This is a genomic window from Amphritea balenae, assembly GCF_003858655.1.
Lineage (GTDB): Bacteria > Pseudomonadota > Gammaproteobacteria > Pseudomonadales > Balneatricaceae > Amphritea > Amphritea balenae.
In genome coordinates this window covers 68,930-88,298 of the sequence record NZ_RQXV01000013.1, presented here as the reverse complement: position 1 = coordinate 88,298, position 19,369 = coordinate 68,930, and the positions used below count along the sequence as shown (strand labels likewise).

The 19,369-nt window shown below is 49.7% G+C and carries 18 protein-coding genes; 13 read left to right on the top strand and 5 right to left on the bottom strand.

The window, feature by feature from the left end; all coding sequences use genetic code 11:
- The first annotated feature begins 70 nt into the window (after positions 1 to 70).
- The 5 genes from hslV to EHS89_RS18675 all read left to right on the top strand — a co-directional run bounded on the left by hslV (position 71) and on the right by EHS89_RS18675 (position 3,880).
- Complete coding sequence (hslV, locus tag EHS89_RS18695) at positions 71 to 610, top strand: ATP-dependent protease subunit HslV (RefSeq protein WP_124927695.1); 540 nt, start codon at positions 71 to 73, stop codon at positions 608 to 610.
- Between the two features lie 22 nt (positions 611 to 632).
- Positions 633 to 1,964 carry an ATP-dependent protease ATPase subunit HslU gene (gene hslU / locus EHS89_RS18690; RefSeq protein WP_124927694.1) on the top strand — a complete coding sequence of 444 codons (1,332 nt, stop codon included), beginning with the start codon at positions 633 to 635 and terminating at the stop codon, positions 1,962 to 1,964.
- A 52-nt stretch (positions 1,965 to 2,016) separates the two neighbouring features.
- Positions 2,017 to 2,394, top strand: a complete 378-nt coding sequence (locus EHS89_RS18685; RefSeq protein WP_124927693.1) for a gamma-butyrobetaine hydroxylase family protein — start codon at positions 2,017 to 2,019, stop codon at positions 2,392 to 2,394.
- A gap of 93 nt (positions 2,395 to 2,487) precedes the next feature.
- Positions 2,488 to 3,249 carry a bifunctional demethylmenaquinone methyltransferase/2-methoxy-6-polyprenyl-1,4-benzoquinol methylase UbiE gene (gene ubiE / locus EHS89_RS18680; protein ID WP_124927692.1) on the top strand — a complete coding sequence of 254 codons (762 nt, stop codon included), beginning with the start codon at positions 2,488 to 2,490 and terminating at the stop codon, positions 3,247 to 3,249.
- Positions 3,250 to 3,265: 16 nt separating this feature from the next.
- Positions 3,266 to 3,880, top strand: coding sequence for a ubiquinone biosynthesis accessory factor UbiJ (locus EHS89_RS18675; RefSeq protein WP_229753583.1), 615 nt, complete (start codon positions 3,266 to 3,268; stop codon positions 3,878 to 3,880).
- A gap of 133 nt (positions 3,881 to 4,013) precedes the next feature.
- Here the strand turns inward: EHS89_RS18675 and EHS89_RS18670 are convergent, their stop codons facing one another.
- From EHS89_RS18670 to EHS89_RS18660, 3 genes are all read right to left on the bottom strand, one after another.
- Positions 4,014 to 4,430, bottom strand: coding sequence for a CopD family protein (locus EHS89_RS18670; protein ID WP_124927691.1), 417 nt, complete (start codon positions 4,428 to 4,430; stop codon positions 4,014 to 4,016).
- Positions 4,431 to 4,506: 76 nt separating this feature from the next.
- On the bottom strand, positions 4,507 to 5,169 hold the full coding sequence (locus EHS89_RS18665; protein WP_124927690.1) for a fumarylacetoacetate hydrolase family protein: 663 nt from the start codon (positions 5,167 to 5,169) through the stop codon (positions 4,507 to 4,509).
- 310 nt (positions 5,170 to 5,479) lie between these two features.
- A complete protein-coding gene (locus EHS89_RS18660; protein ID WP_124927689.1) occupies positions 5,480 to 6,676 on the bottom strand; it encodes an MFS transporter in 1,197 nt (398 codons plus the stop codon).
- Between the two features lie 98 nt (positions 6,677 to 6,774).
- Here EHS89_RS18660 and EHS89_RS18655 point away from each other — a divergent pair, with 98 nt between their 5' ends.
- The 3 genes from EHS89_RS18655 to serA all read left to right on the top strand — a co-directional run bounded on the left by EHS89_RS18655 (position 6,775) and on the right by serA (position 10,040).
- Positions 6,775 to 7,662 (top strand): LysR family transcriptional regulator, encoded by an 888-nt coding sequence (locus EHS89_RS18655; RefSeq protein WP_124927688.1) that lies wholly within the window; start codon positions 6,775 to 6,777, stop codon positions 7,660 to 7,662.
- An 88-nt stretch (positions 7,663 to 7,750) separates the two neighbouring features.
- Positions 7,751 to 8,032, top strand: coding sequence for a pyrimidine/purine nucleoside phosphorylase (gene ppnP, locus EHS89_RS18650; protein WP_124927687.1), 282 nt, complete (start codon positions 7,751 to 7,753; stop codon positions 8,030 to 8,032).
- Between the two features lie 775 nt (positions 8,033 to 8,807).
- Complete coding sequence (serA, locus tag EHS89_RS18645) at positions 8,808 to 10,040, top strand: phosphoglycerate dehydrogenase (protein WP_124927686.1); 1,233 nt, start codon at positions 8,808 to 8,810, stop codon at positions 10,038 to 10,040.
- A 42-nt stretch (positions 10,041 to 10,082) separates the two neighbouring features.
- Here the strand turns inward: serA and EHS89_RS18640 are convergent, their stop codons facing one another.
- Positions 10,083 to 11,042 (bottom strand): alpha/beta hydrolase, encoded by a 960-nt coding sequence (locus tag EHS89_RS18640; protein ID WP_124927685.1) that lies wholly within the window; start codon positions 11,040 to 11,042, stop codon positions 10,083 to 10,085.
- Between the two features lie 173 nt (positions 11,043 to 11,215).
- Between EHS89_RS18640 and EHS89_RS18635 the strand changes: the two genes are divergently transcribed.
- From EHS89_RS18635 to EHS89_RS18620, 4 genes are all read left to right on the top strand, one after another.
- Positions 11,216 to 14,407 (top strand): mechanosensitive ion channel domain-containing protein, encoded by a 3,192-nt coding sequence (locus tag EHS89_RS18635; protein WP_124927684.1) that lies wholly within the window; start codon positions 11,216 to 11,218, stop codon positions 14,405 to 14,407.
- 46 nt (positions 14,408 to 14,453) lie between these two features.
- Positions 14,454 to 14,876 (top strand): acyl-CoA thioesterase, encoded by a 423-nt coding sequence (locus EHS89_RS18630; protein WP_124927683.1) that lies wholly within the window; start codon positions 14,454 to 14,456, stop codon positions 14,874 to 14,876.
- A gap of 44 nt (positions 14,877 to 14,920) precedes the next feature.
- Complete coding sequence (locus EHS89_RS18625) at positions 14,921 to 15,271, top strand: DUF4870 family protein (protein WP_124927682.1); 351 nt, start codon at positions 14,921 to 14,923, stop codon at positions 15,269 to 15,271.
- Between the two features lie 220 nt (positions 15,272 to 15,491).
- Positions 15,492 to 17,669, top strand: coding sequence for a malate synthase G (locus EHS89_RS18620; RefSeq protein ID WP_124927681.1), 2,178 nt, complete (start codon positions 15,492 to 15,494; stop codon positions 17,667 to 17,669).
- Between the two features lie 61 nt (positions 17,670 to 17,730).
- On the opposite strand, the gene EHS89_RS18615 is transcribed toward EHS89_RS18620, so the two are convergent.
- On the bottom strand, positions 17,731 to 18,384 hold the full coding sequence (locus tag EHS89_RS18615) for a transglutaminase-like cysteine peptidase (protein ID WP_170167551.1): 654 nt from the start codon (positions 18,382 to 18,384) through the stop codon (positions 17,731 to 17,733).
- 155 nt (positions 18,385 to 18,539) lie between these two features.
- On the opposite strand from EHS89_RS18615, the gene EHS89_RS18610 reads away from it, so the two are divergent.
- The gene (locus EHS89_RS18610) at positions 18,540 to 19,367 is read left to right on the top strand and encodes an NAD-dependent protein deacetylase (RefSeq protein ID WP_124927679.1); all 828 of its coding nucleotides are present in this window, start codon (positions 18,540 to 18,542) and stop codon (positions 19,365 to 19,367) included.
- Positions 19,368 to 19,369 lie beyond the last annotated feature (2 nt).

The following is a 19,369-nucleotide window of genomic DNA, read 5'->3' as shown; positions in this document are numbered from 1 at the left end:
AAATAATCCGCTCAGCTCCCATATCTATACTCATCGTAAATGACGTAAACAGATTCGGGATATTTTACCCATGACTACTATTGTTTCAGTACGCCGCAACGATCAGGTCGTTGTCGGTGGTGACGGTCAGGTTTCACTTGGTAATACGGTAATGAAGGGCACTGCCCGCAAAGTACGCCGCCTGGCTAAACATGACGTTATAACCGGTTTTGCCGGTAGTACTGCCGACGCCATCACTCTGCTGGATCTGTTTGAACAGCAACTGGAAAAACATCAGGGCAATATTTTTAACGCTGTCGTCAGCCTCGCCAGAGAGTGGCGCGGTGATCGGGTATTGAGAAAACTGGAAGCGCTGATGCTGGTTGCCAACAATGAGAAGACTTATCTGATCTCAGGCAGCGGCGATATCATCGAACCTGAAGATGGCGTCATCGCAATTGGCTCCGGAGGCAACTATGCCCTGGCAGCCGCTCGTGCACTGGTTGCTAACAGCGAGCTTAGCGCCCATGAGATTGTTGAAAAAAGCCTCCAGATCGCCGCAGATATCTGTGTTTTCACCAACGCGAATCTGACCATTGAACAGCTACAGTCCACCGTAGCAGAAGCCTGAGCCCCATTTTGAGAGAGTACTGATGTCTAACATGACCCCCCGCGAAATTGTTTCCGAACTGGACCGCCATATTGTCGGCCAGGATGATGCCAAACGCTCCGTTGCTATCGCCCTGCGTAACCGCTGGCGTCGTATGCAGCTGGATGAAGAGCTGCGTGCTGAGGTATCGCCAAAAAATATTCTGATGATCGGACCGACCGGTGTTGGTAAAACCGAAATTGCCCGCCGCCTGGCTAAACTGGCTAACGCGCCTTTCATCAAGATCGAAGCCACTAAATTTACCGAAGTGGGTTACGTTGGCCGCGATGTTGAAACGATTATCCGTGATCTGATGGATCTGGCGATCAAGATGCTACGTGAGCAGGAGATGACCAAAGTCCGCTTCCGTGCTGAAGATGCCGCAGAAGAGCGTATTCTGGATGCATTGCTACCACCGGCCCGCCCGACCAGCTTCGATGAACAGCCAGAGCAAAAGCCTGACAGCGCTACCCGTCAGCTACTTCGTAAGCAACTGCGCGAAGGTAAACTGGACGACAAAGAGATCGATATCGAGTTGAGCCAGCCTCAGATGGGCGTTGAGATCATGGCACCTCCGGGCATGGAAGAGATGACCAATCAGCTGCAGAGCATGTTCTCCAACATGGGTAACACGCCAAGCAAGAGTCGCCGAATTAAAGTAAAGGAAGCACTGAAGCAGTCAATCGATGAAGAAGCTGCCAAAATGGTCAATGATGACGATCTGAAGCAGATGGCTATCGATTCCGTCGAACAGAACGGTATCGTGTTCCTCGATGAGATCGATAAAGTCTGCAAACGCGAAGGCACCGGCGCCGATGTTTCACGCGAAGGTGTGCAACGTGACCTGCTGCCTTTAATCGAAGGCAGCACTGTGACGACTAAGTACGGCATGATCAAAACCGATCACATACTGTTTATCGCATCCGGTGCATTCCATCTTGCTAAACCTTCAGACCTGATTCCTGAGCTGCAGGGCCGTCTGCCGATCCGGGTTGAGCTTAATGCCCTGACACCGGATGACTTCCGCCGCATTCTGACCGAGCCCAGCGCTTCTCTTACTGAACAGTATCGCGCGCTGCTGGCAACCGAAGGAGTGACTGTTGAGTTCATTCAGGAAGGTATCGACCGCATCGCCGAACTTGCTTTTCAGGTGAATGAAAAAACTGAAAACATCGGTGCCCGTCGCCTGCATACAATGATGGAACGCCTGCTGGAAGAGATCTCTTTCACAGCATCGGATAAAGAAGGTCAGAGCATCAGTGTTGACCGGGCTTATGTCGATCAGTATCTGGCTGAACTAAGTCAGGACGAAGATCTGAGTCACTACATCCTCTAACAGGTTCAGGCTGGCAGGGTAGTTACCTACCCTGTCAGCGGAGTTTTGAACAATGACTAAAAAGCTGCCGATCGATATCAAGCTTCACGCTAAGTCCCGCACACTGGAGTTCGTATACAGTGATCAGGAAGGCTACGAGCTAACGGCCGAGTTCCTCCGCGTCCATTCTCCTTCAGCTGAAGTTCGCGGCCATGGGCGTGGCAACGGCGTATTGCAAACGGGTAAGCAACTGGTTGGTATTAAAGGCGTTGAAGCCAGCGGGAACTATGCATTGAAGATAATCTTTGATGACGGTCATGACAGTGGCCTGTACACCTGGGAATATCTGTACGACCTCTGCCATAATCACGACCAGTATTGGAATCGTTATCTCGAAGCGCTGGCTGAAGCAGGTGAGACTCGTCACGGCAATATGATTGCTAAGGGCTAGGGGTAATAGCCCCTGCTTGAGATTGATTAAAGACAAGTGGCTGTCGCAAGGGTAGAATGCGGCAACGCAAATTATGCACTAAACAGGTTTCCCATGACTGACCAGAAAGACTCTCAGGACAAAACCCATTTCGGCTACGAGCAGGTTAACGTAGAGGAAAAGCAGGCGAAAGTAGCCGACGTATTCCACTCGGTAGCCAGCAAATATGATGTAATGAACGACCTGATGTCCGGTGGTGTACACCGTATCTGGAAGCGCCTGACAATTGAGCAGAGCGGCGTTCGTCGTGGTCATAAGGTACTGGATATTGCCGGTGGTACCGGCGACCTGACCATGCGTTTTTCCCGCCTGGTCGGTCCTGATGGTAAAGTGGTTCTGGCCGATATCAATGATTCAATGCTTAAAGTCGGCCGTGACCGGTTACTGGATCGTGGCATTACCGGTAACGTCGAATTTGTTCAGGCAAACGCTGAAGAGCTGCCATTTCCGGACAATACTTTCGATTGCATCACCATCGCCTTTGGCCTGCGTAACGTAACGCACAAAGACCGCGCACTGGCATCTATGGCCCGGGTCCTGAAGCCTGGCGGCAAAGTAATGGTACTCGAGTTCTCTAAAACCGATAATCCGGTGCTGACTAAAGCTTACGACTTCTACTCTTTCAGCCTGTTGCCTAAGATCGGCAAACTGATCGCCGGTGATGAAGAGAGCTATCGTTATCTGGCTGAGTCTATCCGCATGCATCCTGATCAGGAAACCCTGAAAAACATGATGACTGAAGCGGGTCTGGTGCAGTGTAAATACCAGAATATGACCGGTGGCATCGTAGCCCTGCATACAGGTATCAAACCTTAAAGATGAGCCCCTGTTTATGAGCATGGAAACGATCAATGCCACCCTGCTGACACTGACAGAAGCTTCAGTTAATAAGCTTCTGTTGCTGAACCCGGAAGTTATTGATCGTCTGACCCGGCTGGATGGCAAGGTCATCGCTATACAGCTCAGTTCTCCCGCTGCCGCCCTGTCAATTCAGCCCTCCAGTCAGGGCTTACAAATCGACATGCTCTGCCGTGAAGATGCCGATGTCACCCTCAGCGGCAGTGCTGCCGACTTTCTTCGTCTGCTGAGCAGTCAGGAAAGCAGTGATGCGATGTTTGGCAAAAGTATCAGCGTCACCGGGGATAGCGCCCTGGCAACCCGTTTCAGCCAGATTATGATCGATGCCGCACTGGACTGGGAAGCGATCCTGGCCCAACTGATCGGCGACCTGCCGGCCCATGAACTGGCCCGCTATCTGCGCTGGAAAGCTGAGTTTTATCTGAACACCGGCAACAGCCTGATGATGAATCTGGAAGAGTATCTGAAAGAAGAGGTACAACTGCTACCCAGCCAACCTGAAGTGAGCCAGTTCTCAAATCAGGTTGCCGAGCTACGTCAGGAAACCGACCGTATCGCCGCCCGAATTGAACGACTGCAAGCCCGCTAATTTTAAATTCAAAGCATTAAACTCAAAGCACTAAGTTCAAAGCATTAAGCTCAATCAGGTATTAATGCCTGCTAGTCTTATCCAAGCTCATACCCTCTTCAGGCTCTCTTGAAACTAAGCCTGACTATGCCAGTTAATAAAAGGGCTTAACCACTACCAGAATCAAAATCGGGATGAAGATCATCAACGGCAATTCGTTGAAGTAACGGAAGTAACGACCACTGTTATCCAATGTGCCCGCACGTAGCTTTTTCAGATAGGAAAAACACCAGAAGTGATAGCCGATCAGTAGCCCGACAAATAATAATTTAGCATGTAGCCATGCGCCGGAAAAACCATAGCCTAACCACAACCAAAACCCTAAACCCAGAGTAAACAGCGCCATTAGCGACATAAAGCCATACAACTTACCGGCCATAATCGCGAGCCGGCTAACGTCCTGACCCGCCTCAGCACCTTCAACGTAGTGCACGAAAATACGCGGTAGATAAAAGATCCCCGCCATCCAGCTGGTCATCGCCAGAATATGAAAAGCTTTAACCCATAACATCAGACATCATTCCTTATTTTCTAAGCTTATCTTTCGCTAAAACATCGCCGTTCAAACAGCTTATTAATACGCTGACTTAAATAACCTGAGTTTCAATACGCAGAACATCCCCCAGCTCGACTAACAACTGATCACCGGGATTGACGGCACCTACACCTGCGGGCGTGCCGGTTAGCACAACATCACCCGGCTGCAGGGTAAAATAATGGCTCATATAAGCGATCAAAGGGAAAATCTTATTCAACATAAAGCTGCTGTTACCGTTTTGACGTAACTCCCCGTTCACCGTCAAACGAATCTGCTGATCCTGCAGATCACCCATTGCCGCAGGTTCAACAAACACAGAGAGTGGGCAGGAACCATCAAATGCTTTCGATTTTTCCCATGGATGTCCCCGCTCTTTCAGTTTACTCTGCAAGTCACGTAACGTCAGATCCAAACCCAGGCCCACACCCACAATTGCATCTTCAATCTCGTGTTTATTGGCATTTTTAAGGGGCTGACCAATCAGTATCGCCATCTCAGTTTCGAAATGGACGGTGCCATAGTCCATTGGTACTTCAAAAGGCTCAGCCAAAGGTACGATTGCCGTTGCAGGCTTCATAAATAGCATCGGCGTTGTCGGTACCGGGTTATTCAACTCAGCCGCATGGTCAGCAAAGTTGCGCCCGACACAGACGACCTTACCCACAGGCAGATCTGCTTCGGTGCCATCAACATACCGATGTTTATACTGCATAGACTCAACTCCTGGCCGGATATATTAGGGAAGGTGTGAATATGTCCATTATTTTCTCTGCGGGCTATAGCACGGCCAAATGCGCGAAAGATAGTGCAGTGAAATGTCTGGACCTTTTCAAACTGTCTGACAAAGCAGTTGGCCGTGCTAGAGTCCGCCCCCCCTCTTCTTTTTAAAAAAAGGGGGCTTTCAGAGATTTCGAATCTCAGCGTTAACAATTTTCGACGTACAACCAGTATGTCTGTAATTGTTGCCTTGATCTTCAATCTCTCTAAAAGCCAGAGGCGTAAGGGACTTGTTCACACCTTCCTCAGAGAGGTCTGATCATACGCTGGGATCTTAACCAGCTCAACGCCAGGGTTAGCAGTAAGGTAAATACCAATACAATTAGCGAACCCAGAACAACCCCCTGCCAGCCCTGCCAGTGCCAAAAAGGATCAAGGTAAAAGCCACCGGCACTCGCGCCTAAGTAATAGAACATAAGATATAGAGAGGAGGCACTAGCCCGGGCAGAAGTAGCCTGATGACTAACCCAGCTACTAGCACTGGAATGGGCGAAGAAAAAACCAAAACTATTGATAAAAAAGCCCAGGATAATGACGGATAATCTATCATTAAGCGTTAACAAACTGCCGACTATCAAAATAAGAATGCCGGCCGTGATACAAGTTAACTGGCCAAAACGTTGCGCCACTTTGCCCGATATAGCAGAACCCACGGTCCCGGTCAGATAGGTCAGGAACAGCAATCCCAACCAGGCTGGGGTCAGATTAAATGGTTCCGCAGATAGCACAAAAGTGATGTAGCTGTACTGATTGATAAAAATAAAGAAATTCAGCCCACCTATCAGATACACCAGCATTAACCGGTAATTCCTTAAATGCCCTGCCAGATAGCGCAGCATTGTCAGCAGATGCAGAGGCTGAGACTCAAACCGTTGTGATGACGGCAATAGCCACCAGAAAACCATCAGACATAACGTACTAAGCGCCCCCATCACCAGAAACAGATCAGACCAACCCAGCCATTCACCAACGAAACCACCTATCAGCCGTCCAGAAATCCCCCCCAGAGTATTACCACTAATATAAAAACCAACAGCTAACAACATCCCTCGCCGGGAGTACTCATCACCCATATAAGCAATTGCAATGGCAGGTAAACCAGCTAAGAAAACACCTTGTACTGCACGTAGAAATAGCAACGCAGAAAAACTCTCTACCCGGGACAGCATGAATGTGCAAAGGCAGACCCCCAGCATACTGCCTAGCATCAGACCGCGTCGTCCCACCACATCAGATAACGGGCCATAAAACAGTAGAGAAAGACCTAAGGTAAGAGTGGTCAACGTAAACGACCAGCTGACTTCCAGCGTTGTCAGACCAAATTCATGCTGCAACATCGGCAGCACTGGCTGAGTCACGTACACATTAGCGAAGATCATAAACGAGCCGACACAAAGCGCCGCCGTAGCTCGCCAGAATTGCTTAGTTCCCACCTCAATCATTGCTCAGCCTCCACTTATACAGTGCAGCGTAACAACAACGACTTAATCACAGAAATATATAATAATGATCATACTTATAAGTATTTGTGATGATTAATATGGATATCAGAACTCTACGTTATTTTCAGACCGTCGCTCGGGAAGCCAGCTTTACCCGCGCTGCAGAAGCACTACATATGGCTCAACCCGCCGTCAGTATGTCGATTAAAAGACTCGAACAGCAGCTGGATCTACAACTGTTCCATCGCCATGATCGTAAAATAAGCCTGACGGATGAAGGTCAGCGATTACTTCATCATGCGGACAAGATTCTCCAGGCTACTGCCGATGCCCAACTGGAGATGAAAGAGCTGACCGGACTGAACCGGGGAGTTGTACGAGTTGGCATCCCCAGTATGCTGGGCTCCTACCATCTACCTGAACTACTGATGGGCTTTCGACATAGCTTTCCCGGACTACAGCTTTCAGTAGTCGAGGGCGGCACCTCGTATATCCAAGAGCGAATCGAACAGGGAGAACTCGATATCGGTATCGTGGTAGATACAGGTTCGCGGGACAGTCTGAAAATGATTAAGCTGATACAGGAACAGATGCTGGTCTGCCTCAGCCCGGACCACCCGCTAGCCAACCGGAAAAGTATCCACTTCAGAGAATTTCTCGACGAAGAACTGGTGCTCTTTAAAGAGGGTTTCTTTCACCGAAAAGTAACTGACCAGCTTGCCAGACAGTATCAGGTCACACCAAAGATTAATTTTGAGACCAACCTTATCCCTTTGATACAGGCATTTGTACGCCAGGGATTTGGTATCTCAGCCTTGCTGGACCGGGCAATTGCTGATGCCGGTGACCTATTAGGCATTCCTTTTGAAGAGCCGGTTATCTTTGATCTTTGTATCGCCTGGCGTAACGACAGTTATCTGTCCCGAGCCAATCAGGTGTTTGTTGACTACCTGCTTGAACATGCTCCATCTGCGGCGAACAAGTGACAAATCCCACAAAGCTGACTAATATAGCGCTCCCAAATTACGGCCTTAGGTGTTGGTACAACCACTCCAGCCAAGACAGGAAAATAATATGCTGACTGTAAACGAATATTTTGATGGTGCTGTTAAATCTATCGCTTTTGAAAACAGCGAAGGCAAAGTAACTTCGGGCGTGATGGCTGCCGGTGACTACGAATTTGGTACCTCTGAAGATGAGCTGATGAAAGTTGTTAGCGGTGAACTGGTTGTTAAACTTCCAGGTAGCGATGAATGGCAATCTTTTGTGGCCGGAACTGAATTCAATGTCGCTGCTAACCAGAAGTTCCAGGTTAAGGTAGCTCAGCCTGCTGCATACCTGTGCTACTACAGCTAGCTTTTTTATTCTCTGCTCAGGCTCAAGGCTTGATTTCTGGCTTACCATTTTACGGCCTGAACAGATGTCGGTGTTGCTCAGCTGGCGCAATGAAACATTGCTGGCTGAGCTTACCTCGCATTGGCTGCCGCCAATGATGCAACAACTATCGCACTGCGTAGCCTTTTCTTGAATCTGCTTAGGCTAAGATCCGGATTTCTGGCTAACCATTTACGGCCTGAACAGATGTCGGTGTTGCTCAGCTGGCGCAATGAAACATTGCTGGCTGAGCTTACCTCGCATTGACTGCCGTCAATGATGCAACAACTATCGCACTGCGTAGCCTTTTCTTGAATCTGCTCAGGCTAAGATCCGGATTTCTGGCTAACCGTTGTGAGGCCTGAACAGATGTCGGTGTTACTCAGCTGGCGCAATGGAACATTGCTGGCTGAGCTTACCTCGCATTGACTGCCGTCAATGATGCAACAACTATCGCACTGCGTAGCCTTTTCTTGAATCTGCTCAGGCTAAGATCTGGATTTCTGGCTAACCGCTGTACAGCCTGAGTAGATATCGGTATTCATCGACGACGCTTTTAATGAACCAGAATCAACATCACTGGCTATTAATTGATTCGGATTCATATTCAGTTGAATAAAAATCCACCAGATCCCCTCTTTAGGCTCCCCCTTTTCAACGAACACTGTGTTAACATAGCGCGCTTTCTTTTACCGGTTAATCCGGTGGTATCCTGCCACACACGGGATAGTCACCATATAAAAAAGAGTTCCATACAATGAGCCAAAATACCTCTCTGGACAAAAGCAAGATCAAAATTCTGCTGCTGGAGGGCGTGCACCAGTCAGCTCTTGATACGCTGAATGCGCACGGCTATACCAACATCGAGTATCTGACCGGCTCACTACCGGAAGAAGAGCTGATTGAGCGAGTGAAAGATGTTCACTTTATCGGTCTTCGCTCCCGTACTCAGCTTACTCCGGCTGTATTCGACGCAGCTAAGAAACTGGTTGCTGTCGGTTGTTTCTGCATCGGTACCAATCAGGTTAACCTTGAAGCAGCAACCATGCGCGGCGTAGCCGTATTTAACGCACCTTATTCTAATACCCGTTCAGTAGCTGAACTGGTTATTGCTGAAGCTATTCTGTTGCTGCGTGGCGTGGCTGAAAAGAATGCTAAGGCACACCGTGGTGAGTGGCAGAAATCAGCCAAAGACTCTTACGAGATCCGTGGCAAGAAGCTCGGTATTGTCGGTTACGGCAGCATCGGTACTCAGCTGAGCGTTATCGCTGAATCCCTGGGCATGCACGTCTACTTTTACGATGTAGTCACTAAACTGCCACTGGGTAACGCAACTCAGATGGGCTCACTAAAAGAGCTGTTAAACACTTGTGATATTGTTTCCCTGCATGTTCCGGAAACAGCCGCTACTAAAGATATGATGGGCCCGGCTCAGTTTGCAGAGATGAAACAGGGTTCTATTTTCCTTAACGCTGCCCGCGGTACTGTTGTTGATATTGATGCTCTATGTAGCGCACTGGCTGAGCAACGCTTACTAGGCGCGGCGATCGATGTATTCCCGGTTGAACCACGTACTAACAACGATGAGTTTTTCTCTCCGTTGCGTGAATTCGATAACGTTATCCTGACACCGCACGTAGGTGGCTCCACTATGGAAGCACAGGAAAACATCGGTTATGAAGTGGCTGAAAAACTGATCAAGTACAGTGACAACGGCTCTTCCATTACGTCTGTGAACTTCCCTGAAGTAGCACTGCCAGAACACGCTAATGTTCACCGTCTGCTGCACGTTCACGAGAACGTACCGGGCGTACTGAGTGCGATCAACAACCTGTTCTCTGAGAACAATATAAACATTGTTGGTCAGTACCTGCAAACTAACGAAAAAGTTGGCTACGTAGTTATCGATGTTGATGCTGGCAGCTCTGAAGTTGCACTGGGTAAGCTGAAGCAGGTTAACGGCACTATCCGTGCTCGTCGTCTGTTCTGATTATTAGTCGAAAATAAAAAAAGGCAGCCCAGGCTGCCTTTTTTATTGTCTGAGCTCTCTGTTCAGATGCTCATCTATCATCTGGAATACCTGCAACCTTATCCCGGCCTCTTCACAGACCAGATGATGTCGCGCCTTCTGCAACAGATGAATATCCAGCCCCGGATATAATCGCCCCAGCACTCCCAGATTATGGCGCCACTCTACCGTTTCATCTTCTACTCCCTGAATACAAAGCGGCCGGGTCGGCAAGCCAGACATCTGCTCCACAGACTCGACCCAACGCAACATCGCTCCGATCCATTTAACGGGAATCCGGTGATGCTGTAGCGGATCTTTATAGCGAATAAAGTCGAGAAACTTCTGATCACCGGAACTGGCGCCATAAGTACGTGGCACAGAGCGGATAAGAAAACGTAACCAACGGTATTTCTTCACTATATCCTGCCAGCCACAAGGACGAACCAAAGGCGCCAGCAACACCTGCGCTTTCACCGGCCATTCACGATATCCAAACCTGAGCTGCTGCTCTATAACGATAGCTGCGCCGGTACTCTGGCCTAACATTACCCAGGGCCCGGTCAATTGTTCAGCCCGACTTTGTATCAGTTCCGTTAATTGCCGTGCGTAGGAGGTAAACGCATCGATAGACAGAGCTCTGCCTTCAGACAAGCCGTGACCGGGCAGATCATAGATCAGCACATCCCAACCGGTTTCCAGCAAGTATGAGATCAGATGCTTGTATAAGCCGCTGTGATCAAAATAACCATGCAGGACAACAACCGTACCTCTCGCTGTCAGCCGGGTTCTATAATGCTGCACAAATAGCGCCTGCCCCAGTACATTCTGTTGGCAAGCTTCCAGTCGATGTCCTGCATCCAGAATAAGGCGCAAGCCATAACACGCCAGATATTCTCTTAACAGCTCATCAGATCCACTAAGCCTGGCCTGTTCAAAAGCCGGCAGACCACTGCGTAATAATTCAGCATTCAGCATCTGCATAATCGGCTCCTTTCATCCTCTGATCAGATGACTGTACAACACCTGAGCGGCTAACACAGTAACCTGTCTCTATATAATTTAGGTCAGATCGGGAACATATTCCTTGTCAGGGTATCTTATGTAGCTATATTAAAATTCAAATAGTTAACGACAGCCTGCGGGATCGATACTCAATGCGTTTACTGTTACCCCTGTTATTACTGCTTCTGCTCAGTCCGATACTCAGGGCCGATCTGGAGACAGAATTACAAAGAGTCCAGAGCCAGATCGATCAGTTCGATCCGGACATCAGCAACCCGGTTAAAGAGACTTATCAACAGGCACTGCAGCACCTGCAACAGGCACAACAGCATAAGCGTCAGGCGGATAAACTACGCCAACAGATTGAACAACAGCCAGGCCTGCTCAAAAAGACCAAAACAATCGCCAAACAACCACTGAAACCCCTGCCCGACATTTCCCGCTTACCAGCCACCGAGCTGGAACAGGTACTAGTACAAAATAAAGCCGAGCTCATTAACCTACAAAAGCAGCAGGACGAACTGCAACAACAGTTACAAAGCAGCGACCAGAAACTCCTGGATATGAGGGAACAACAAGCCGATCTGCAACAAAAGCTAAGCTCAGGTCCGCCAACCACGGACTTCTCCCCGGATAACGGACGTCAGCAGGCCCGCATACTGTTGGAGCAAAGCCGGTTCAGGGAGCAACAAACACAGCTGGAAGTGGTCGAACTGGAAATCCTGGCTTTACCCGGTAGCCGCGAACTTGCCGAGCTTGAACAAAGACTCACCAGGCTGAGTATCGATCAGTATCAGCAATGGATTAACAGTAGCGAACAGCAACTGCAGCAGCAGAACCGGGCTGCATTAGAAAAGACACTCAGCGAGCTTCAACCGGCAATTTCCAGTGCCACCGATCATCCGTTACTACAGCAGGCTATCATTCGGAATCAGGCTGTCTCTGAACAACTGCGCAGCACCCTGACTAACCGTGAACAAACCCTGCAGCAGCGTAAAGCGCTGGAGCAACAACTCCTGCTTATTAAGCAAAGCTACCGGGCTATTCAGTTACAGCTGGAGCTCAGTATCGGTTACCTCGGTTCTGAAATCCGTCACCATATTCAGCAACTGTCAAAACCCCTGAATACCGAAACAACCCGAAACCAGCTGAACAGGCTGCGTCTGAGTCAGCTAAACCTGAATCAGCGTGACAGCGAACCTAGCAGCGATAGCAAAGCACCACTCTCTGCTGACCAGCAACAACAACTACAACAGTTAGAACAGGACCTGCTCAACCTGACTACCGAACTGCGCACGGCGCAACAGCAACAGATCAATGAGTTATCACTGCTACTCTCTGTACAGGAGCAAGCCAATGACCAGATCGAAAGTTCGCGGGCACTGTTCAATAAACATCTGCTCTGGCTACCCAGCTCGCTACCGGTCAGTAGCTCTTGGTTCAGCGACCTGATAGCCGGCACCGCAGAACTCTATCAGCAGTTACCCGAAATAGTGCACCGCCAGTGGCAGGTATTAATGCCCCGGATGGCCTGGCCACTGATACTCTGTCTGCTGGTCCTGCTACCTGCGATACTCTTGCGAAGCTATCTTATTGCCCGGCAGCCACACTGGTGCCAACAGCTGGGTAATGTCTCCAGCGATAATATAAAGCACAGCCTCAAACCTTTACTTTATGTTCCCATCTGCGTAATCCCGTTGCCCCTGCTGCTTTACCTGACCGGCCTGGCATTTGCCACCAGCGATCCTTACCCGGAACTACGCAACCTGTTCTATATCACCGCTTTCCTTAGCTGGCTTTACCTCAGCCTGCGGGCCTGGATGCAAACCCCCTATGGTCTGTTGCTGGGCCAGTTTGAAATGCCCGAACAGCTGATAAGTACGTTATATCACCGGATTCGGGTACTGTTCTGGACCAACATGCCGTTGATCATGCTGCTGTTCATATTCGACGCCGTCGATTCGGAACAGGTCAGGGCCGGACCGGGACGCTTAGTACTGATCCTGCTGACAATCGGCTTTACCTTGTTCTGGCTCAGCCTGTGGCGTAGCGGACCGATGTTATTGCAAAGCAGTAATCAGCCACGCATATGGAGCAATATTCGTGGCTGGATCGGTCTGATCACAGTGTTCAATCTTTGTATGATCGGACTCATTCTATGGGGCTACATGCTCTCTGCCAGCATTCTGATTGGTCTGCTTTTTATTCTGGTCTGTATCGGCATTCTGGTTTATCTGCTCTTCCAACTAGGCCAGCGCTGGTTGTTAATCGAAGAACGTAAACTTCATTTTGCCCGGGTCAAAGCGCGCCGCGCTGAAATAGTCTCAGCGCGCGAAGAACAGAAAGATGAACCGCTTTTAAAAGAAGATTTTGTCGACCTGAAAACCATCTCAGCTCAGGGCACTATGCTACTAAAAACGGCTATCGCAGTGATCTTTATCAGCCTGCTCTGGCTCACTCTGGGCTGGACGTTACCCACGCTGGAGATCCTCGATACTGTGACCCTCTGGTCTACCACCAGCCAGGGTTCAGAAGGTGAAGTGATCGACAGCATCTCCCTGAAACAGATGCTGTTTGCGTTTACTGCACTGATTATTACGCTGATCGCCGCCCGTAACCTGCCCGGTTTACTGGAGCTGCTGATCCTCAACTACCTGCCCCTGGCACAAGGCACCAGTTTCGCCATATCCACACTGCTGAAATACTGCCTGATCATCACCGGTCTGATCAGCTTTCTTAACTTTCTCGGACTCGAATGGGGCAAGCTACAGTGGCTGATCGCAGCCCTAGGTGTTGGTCTTGGTTTCGGGTTACAGGAGATCGTCGCTAACTTTGTCTCAGGACTTATCATTCTGTTTGAGAAACCGGTCCGCATCGGGGATACCGTCACTATCGGTGGCGTCACCGGCACCGTTAGCCGGATTCAGATACGGGCAACAACCATCACCGACTGGGATCGTAAAGAGGTCATTATTCCGAATAAAACCTTTATTACGGATCAACTGGTTAACTGGTCCCTGACCGATGCTATTACCCGGGTCATTATCAACGTTGGCGTCGCCTATGGCAGCGATACCGATCAGGTCCGGCAGTTACTGTTACAAGCCGCCGAAAGCAGCAGTAACGTACTGAAAGACCCCAGCCCTACCGCGCTGTTCCTCGCGTTCGGTGCCAGCACCCTGGACTTTGAACTGCGCGCCCATGTTAATTCAATGGATAACCGGAGCCAGACTATCGATGAATTGCATACCGCCATCGATAACCTGTTCCGCACTAATCAGATAGAGATCGCGTTCCCCCAACTGGATCTGAACCTGAAGGGTGACAAACCGGCCGCTGAATAGAGTAATATCTGTGTTGCTCTAAATAGAACAATAAGGAAATCAAATAATGACTGACACTCCGGAATCAGCGCCGCGCCGCCTGCTTCATCAGTGTGAAATAGCCGTTCGCTGGGGCGATATGGACGCCTACGGCCATGTTAACAACGCACTCTACATGCGTTACCTGGAAGAAGCGCGGGTTCAGTTTCTGGCGCAGATCGGCGCATCAATGGATGGCAATGGTATCGATCCGGTGGTGATCAATGTCGGCTGTACATTCCTGCGTGCGGTGACTTACCCGGCCACGGTCATCATCAAAAGCTATGTTGGTGAGATTGGCCGCAGCAGCTTTATGGTCTGGTATGAACTGAGTACCACCGACCAACCGGATCAGCTCTGCAGCGAAGGTTATTCAAAAGTCGTCTGGATGGATCATAGTTCCGGCCGCTCAGTACCGCTACCGGAAAATATCCGGGCCAATATTTCATAACCACCGATTTAATCTAAGCCATAGCAAAATGGAGATTTACGCTAATGAATCAAGTCGCAGAAGCGCAGCAGGGCAAAACAGGAAATGCCAAAATTGTTTACATCCTTTATCTGGTGAGTCTGGTCATTGGTGTCACAGGCATTGTTGGCCTGATTATGGCCTATGTGAATAAAGGAGATGCTCCCGACTGGTTGAAAACCCATTACCAATGGCAGATTCGAACCTTCTGGCTGGGCCTGCTATACGCTTTCATCGGCGTGTTAACTATGTTCATTCTGATTGGCTACCTGATTCTGCTGTTCAATCTGATCTGGTTTATTGTGCGTTGTGTTAAAGGTCTCAGTGCTTTAGACAAACAACAGCCGCTGACTCAGCCTGACAGCTGGATTTTTTAGTATGTGAAATCGATAGCTGCCCCGATCGGGTGACTAGCATCATACTTTAGGCGTGGTCGGGGGCGACAGCCCCCGCTATTTAAGATATTGTTGCGACGCACAAGAACGAAAAAGCCACTTACGACTGCTGTTAGGAGCTTCCGTAATGCGGCATACAAAAAATTACTGGGCTGATAGCCTCGCATCAGACCCGGACACGTTTAAATGAGGCAGTAAAATTATGAGTCAACGGGTACAGACAGGCGGCTTGCAGGTCGCAGAAGTTCTTTACAACTTTGTTAACGATAAAGTCATCCCAGGTACTGGCGTTAGCCAGGAACAATTCTGGGCAGGCCTGGACGGCATCGTCCACGACCTTGCGCCAAAAAACCGGGAATTACTGGCTAAACGCGACACCATTCAAGAACAGATCGATACCTGGCATCGCGCTAACCGCGATCAGGGATTCGACTTCGCGGCTTATAAATCATTTCTGCAAGAGATAGGTTACCTGCTGCCGGAAGGCGAAGACTTTGCCGCGACTACCAGCAATGTAGATCCTGAAATGGCAACCATGGCTGGCCCTCAGCTGGTTGTACCTGTTATGAATGCCCGCTTTGCCCTGAACGCTGCCAATGCGCGTTGGGGTAGTCTGTACGACGCCCTCTATGGTACCGATGCAATCGCTCAGGACGGCGGCGCCGAACTGACCGCTGGTTATAACCCGGTACGCGGCGCTAAAGTTATTGAGTTTGCCCGTAACGTACTGAATGAATCTGCTCCACTGGCATCTGGCTGCCACAAAGACTCCGATGGTTACAGCATCCGCGACGGCAAGTTGATCGTGAGCCTGAAAAACGGCACCGAGACGGGTCTGCAGAATGAAGCTCAACTGGTCGGATTTAACGGTGAAGCCAGCGCTCCATCTGAGATCCTGCTGATACACAACGGCCTGCACTTTGAAATTAAGGTCGACCGTAGCAGTCCTACAGGCGCAAGCGATGCCGCCGGCGTAAGTGATCTGATCATGGAATCAGCACTCACCGCGATTATGGACTGTGAAGATTCAGTCGCCGCCGTTGATGGCGATGATAAAGTGGTTGCTTACAGTAACTGGCTGGGCCTGATGAAAGGCGACCTGACTGAGCAAGTGACCAAAGCCGGCAAAACCTTCACCCGTAGCATGAACCCGGATCGTACCTATACCGGTGTTGACGGTACTGAAGTTGCGGTAAAAGGCCGTAGCCTGCTGTTCGTTCGTAACGTTGGCCATCTGATGACCAATAATGCGATTCTGGACAGAGATGGCAACGAGATTCCTGAAGGTATTCTCGATGGTATGGTTACCAGCCTGATCTCTATTCACGATATCAAAGGCACCGGTCAGTTCAGCAATACCACAACCGGCTCGATGTACATCGTTAAGCCTAAGATGCATGGTCCTGAAGAAGTGGCATTTGCTAACGAGCTGTTCGGCCGTATCGAAGATGCTCTGGGTCTGGATCGCTTTACCCTGAAAATGGGCATCATGGATGAAGAGCGCCGCACTACCGTTAACCTGAAAGAGTGTATCCGTGCTGCCAGCGACCGTGTTGTATTTATCAACACCGGCTTCCTGGACCGTACCGGCGACGAGATCCACACCTCGATGGAAGCGGGCCCGATGATCCGCAAAGGCGAAATGAAAGCAGCCGCCTGGATCGGCGCTTACGAAAACTGGAACGTTGATAACGGTCTGAACTGTGGCCTGCAAGGTCGCGCGCAGATCGGTAAAGGTATGTGGCCAATTCCGGATCAGATGGCCAACATGCTGGACGTTAAGATCGGCCACCCGATGTCCGGTGCTAACACCGCCTGGGTACCATCACCAACAGCGGCGACCCTGCACGCACTGCATTACCACAAGGTTGATGTATTCGCCCGTCAGGAAGAGCTGAAGCTGCGTGACCGGGCTAATCTGGATGACATTCTGACCGTACCGGTTGCCACCGATACTAACTGGTCCGCTGAAGAGATTCAGCAAGAGCTGGATAACAATGCTCAGGGTATCCTGGGTTACGTTGTACGCTGGGTTGATCAGGGCGTAGGTTGCTCTAAAGTACCGGATATTAATGATGTAGGCCTGATGGAAGACCGCGCAACCCTGCGGATCTCCAGCCAGCACATCTGTAACTGGTTGCACCACGGTATCTGCTCTGAAGCCCAGGTAATGGAAACGATGCAGCGTATGGCCGCAGTGGTTGATCGTCAGAACGCTGATGATCCTCTGTACCGTCCGATGGCGCCAAACTTCAGCGACAGTATCGCCTTCCAGGCAGCTGTAGAGTTGTGTGTTGAAGGCCGGGTTCAGCCTAACGGCTACACCGAGCCGGTTCTGCACCGTCGTCGCTTGGAAGTCAAAGCCAAATTTGGTGGATAAGTCAGGTATTTAATAATACCGGGCATAAAAAAACCGCGCACTGCGCGGTTTTTTGTACTAATTATCCGGTAAATTCATCCAGCCTTGCCTGCCAGTTACGGGTTATACGCGTCCATTTTGGTAAATTTAACGGCCTGGATAATTCCACTGTTTGCTGCCAGCCTTTCATCATCCAGATTTTCTTTGGTGTAAAACTAAAGACCGGTTGCAGATCAGTACGCTGACTTACCACCCTGATGTTAGTTGTCAGGTTATCCAATACCCAGGGCTCTGATCCATCCTCAGGGGAATACAACAAGACAAGATGACGCGTTTTCTCTCCCTTTAACAGGGTAAAAACCAGTCGTAACCGTTTTACGGGCACTCCCATCGCTTGCAGGGTAAACAGTTTAGCAATAGCAAAATCTTCACAATCTCCCCGCCCTGCAGCGACAAACTCCTTTGGCGCTGCCCAATAGTCCTGGCCATTGAGACGCTGTTCATCTGGCTGATATTTGGCCTTGTTTATAAAATCATCAACAACAGCAACGATATCTGTTTCCGCACGGAAACGGTGCTTCATGCGGATTAAATTACGCCACTGCGACAGCCTTAGACTAGCTGAATCAGATGTCAGATAAGCGTCTTCAGGAGACTTAGTTGTGGTTTTTTCAACACTCTGAACAAACACAGAAAAACTAATAAGAAGAAGAAAAATCGGAGCATTTGTGAACATACAGACATTCCTTGTCTTAGGTTCCATCACTTTCATCCATGAAAGCTATTACCTGAGCATGGTCAAACTACTCAGCCAGCATAAACGTTAGCTCAGTTCATTTTATTTTTCCAACAGACTTTGTCCCTCAGAAAGAGAAGCAGTAAACTGAAGCAATGTCGCAACCCCTGATTGACTTTATCCACAACCATCCACAGCTGTTTATACTGACCGGCGCAGGCTGCAGTACCAGTTCAGGCATTCCCGATTATCGGGATAAGCATGGGCAGTGGAAGCGTTCCCCTCCGGTACAACACCGGGACTTCATGACCAGCCTTCTGGCCCGCCAACGCTTCTGGGCCCGCAGCCTGATCGGCTGGCCACTCATGGCTAAAGCCCGCCCCAACGCGGTTCATAATAGTCTGCAGCAGCTGGAGCAGAAAGGTTACTGCCAGCAGCTGGTCACACAGAATGTTGATCGCTTACATCAGCAAGCAGGCCAACAGCAGGTGATAGATCTGCATGGCCGTTCTGATCAGGTCCGTTGCATGGAATGCGATCAACACTATGATCGTAATCATATCCACCAGCAGATGGCCGATCTGAATCCAGCCTTTGCAGGTTTAACTGCTGCCGCAGCACCGGATGGCGATGCCGACCTGGAGGGTGTCGACTTTAATCGTTTTCAGGTCACCGATTGCGAATTGTGTGGCGGCATACTGAAACCCAATGTTGTGTTCTTCGGCGATAACGTACCAAAACAGCGGGTCTTTGATGCCATAGATCAGCTACAGCAAGCCGATGGCATACTGGTGATCGGTTCATCACTGATGGTTTATTCCGGCTTCAGGTTTTGCAAACAGGCTCAACAGATGGGCAAACCCATTGTCACTCTTACCCGGGGTAAAACCCGGGCCGATGATATATCCAGCCTTAAGCTGGATGGTGAGATCAGTGATATTTTGCTGCCAACCGTAGAATTACTGCCAAAACAGCAATACTGACG

Excerpts from the sequence above, each read along its gene's own strand:
- hslV (WP_124927695.1), top strand. The coding sequence starts at position 71 with ATGACTACTATTGTTTCAGTACGCCGCAACGATCAGGTCGTTGTCGGT.
- hslU (WP_124927694.1), top strand. The coding sequence starts at position 633 with ATGTCTAACATGACCCCCCGCGAAATTGTTTCCGAACTGGACCGCCAT.
- EHS89_RS18685 (WP_124927693.1), top strand. The coding sequence starts at position 2,017 with ATGACTAAAAAGCTGCCGATCGATATCAAGCTTCACGCTAAGTCCCGC.
- ubiE (WP_124927692.1), top strand. The coding sequence starts at position 2,488 with ATGACTGACCAGAAAGACTCTCAGGACAAAACCCATTTCGGCTACGAG.
- EHS89_RS18675 (WP_229753583.1), top strand. The coding sequence starts at position 3,266 with ATGAGCATGGAAACGATCAATGCCACCCTGCTGACACTGACAGAAGCT.
- EHS89_RS18670 (WP_124927691.1), bottom strand. The coding sequence starts at position 4,430 with ATGTTATGGGTTAAAGCTTTTCATATTCTGGCGATGACCAGCTGGATG.
- EHS89_RS18665 (WP_124927690.1), bottom strand. The coding sequence starts at position 5,169 with ATGCAGTATAAACATCGGTATGTTGATGGCACCGAAGCAGATCTGCCT.
- EHS89_RS18660 (WP_124927689.1), bottom strand. The coding sequence starts at position 6,676 with ATGATTGAGGTGGGAACTAAGCAATTCTGGCGAGCTACGGCGGCGCTT.
- EHS89_RS18655 (WP_124927688.1), top strand. The coding sequence starts at position 6,775 with ATGGATATCAGAACTCTACGTTATTTTCAGACCGTCGCTCGGGAAGCC.
- ppnP (WP_124927687.1), top strand. The coding sequence starts at position 7,751 with ATGCTGACTGTAAACGAATATTTTGATGGTGCTGTTAAATCTATCGCT.
- serA (WP_124927686.1), top strand. The coding sequence starts at position 8,808 with ATGAGCCAAAATACCTCTCTGGACAAAAGCAAGATCAAAATTCTGCTG.
- EHS89_RS18640 (WP_124927685.1), bottom strand. The coding sequence starts at position 11,042 with ATGCAGATGCTGAATGCTGAATTATTACGCAGTGGTCTGCCGGCTTTT.
- EHS89_RS18635 (WP_124927684.1), top strand. The coding sequence starts at position 11,216 with ATGCGTTTACTGTTACCCCTGTTATTACTGCTTCTGCTCAGTCCGATA.
- EHS89_RS18630 (WP_124927683.1), top strand. The coding sequence starts at position 14,454 with ATGACTGACACTCCGGAATCAGCGCCGCGCCGCCTGCTTCATCAGTGT.
- EHS89_RS18625 (WP_124927682.1), top strand. The coding sequence starts at position 14,921 with ATGAATCAAGTCGCAGAAGCGCAGCAGGGCAAAACAGGAAATGCCAAA.
- EHS89_RS18620 (WP_124927681.1), top strand. The coding sequence starts at position 15,492 with ATGAGTCAACGGGTACAGACAGGCGGCTTGCAGGTCGCAGAAGTTCTT.
- EHS89_RS18615 (WP_170167551.1), bottom strand. The coding sequence starts at position 18,384 with ATGTTCACAAATGCTCCGATTTTTCTTCTTCTTATTAGTTTTTCTGTG.
- EHS89_RS18610 (WP_124927679.1), top strand. The coding sequence starts at position 18,540 with ATGTCGCAACCCCTGATTGACTTTATCCACAACCATCCACAGCTGTTT.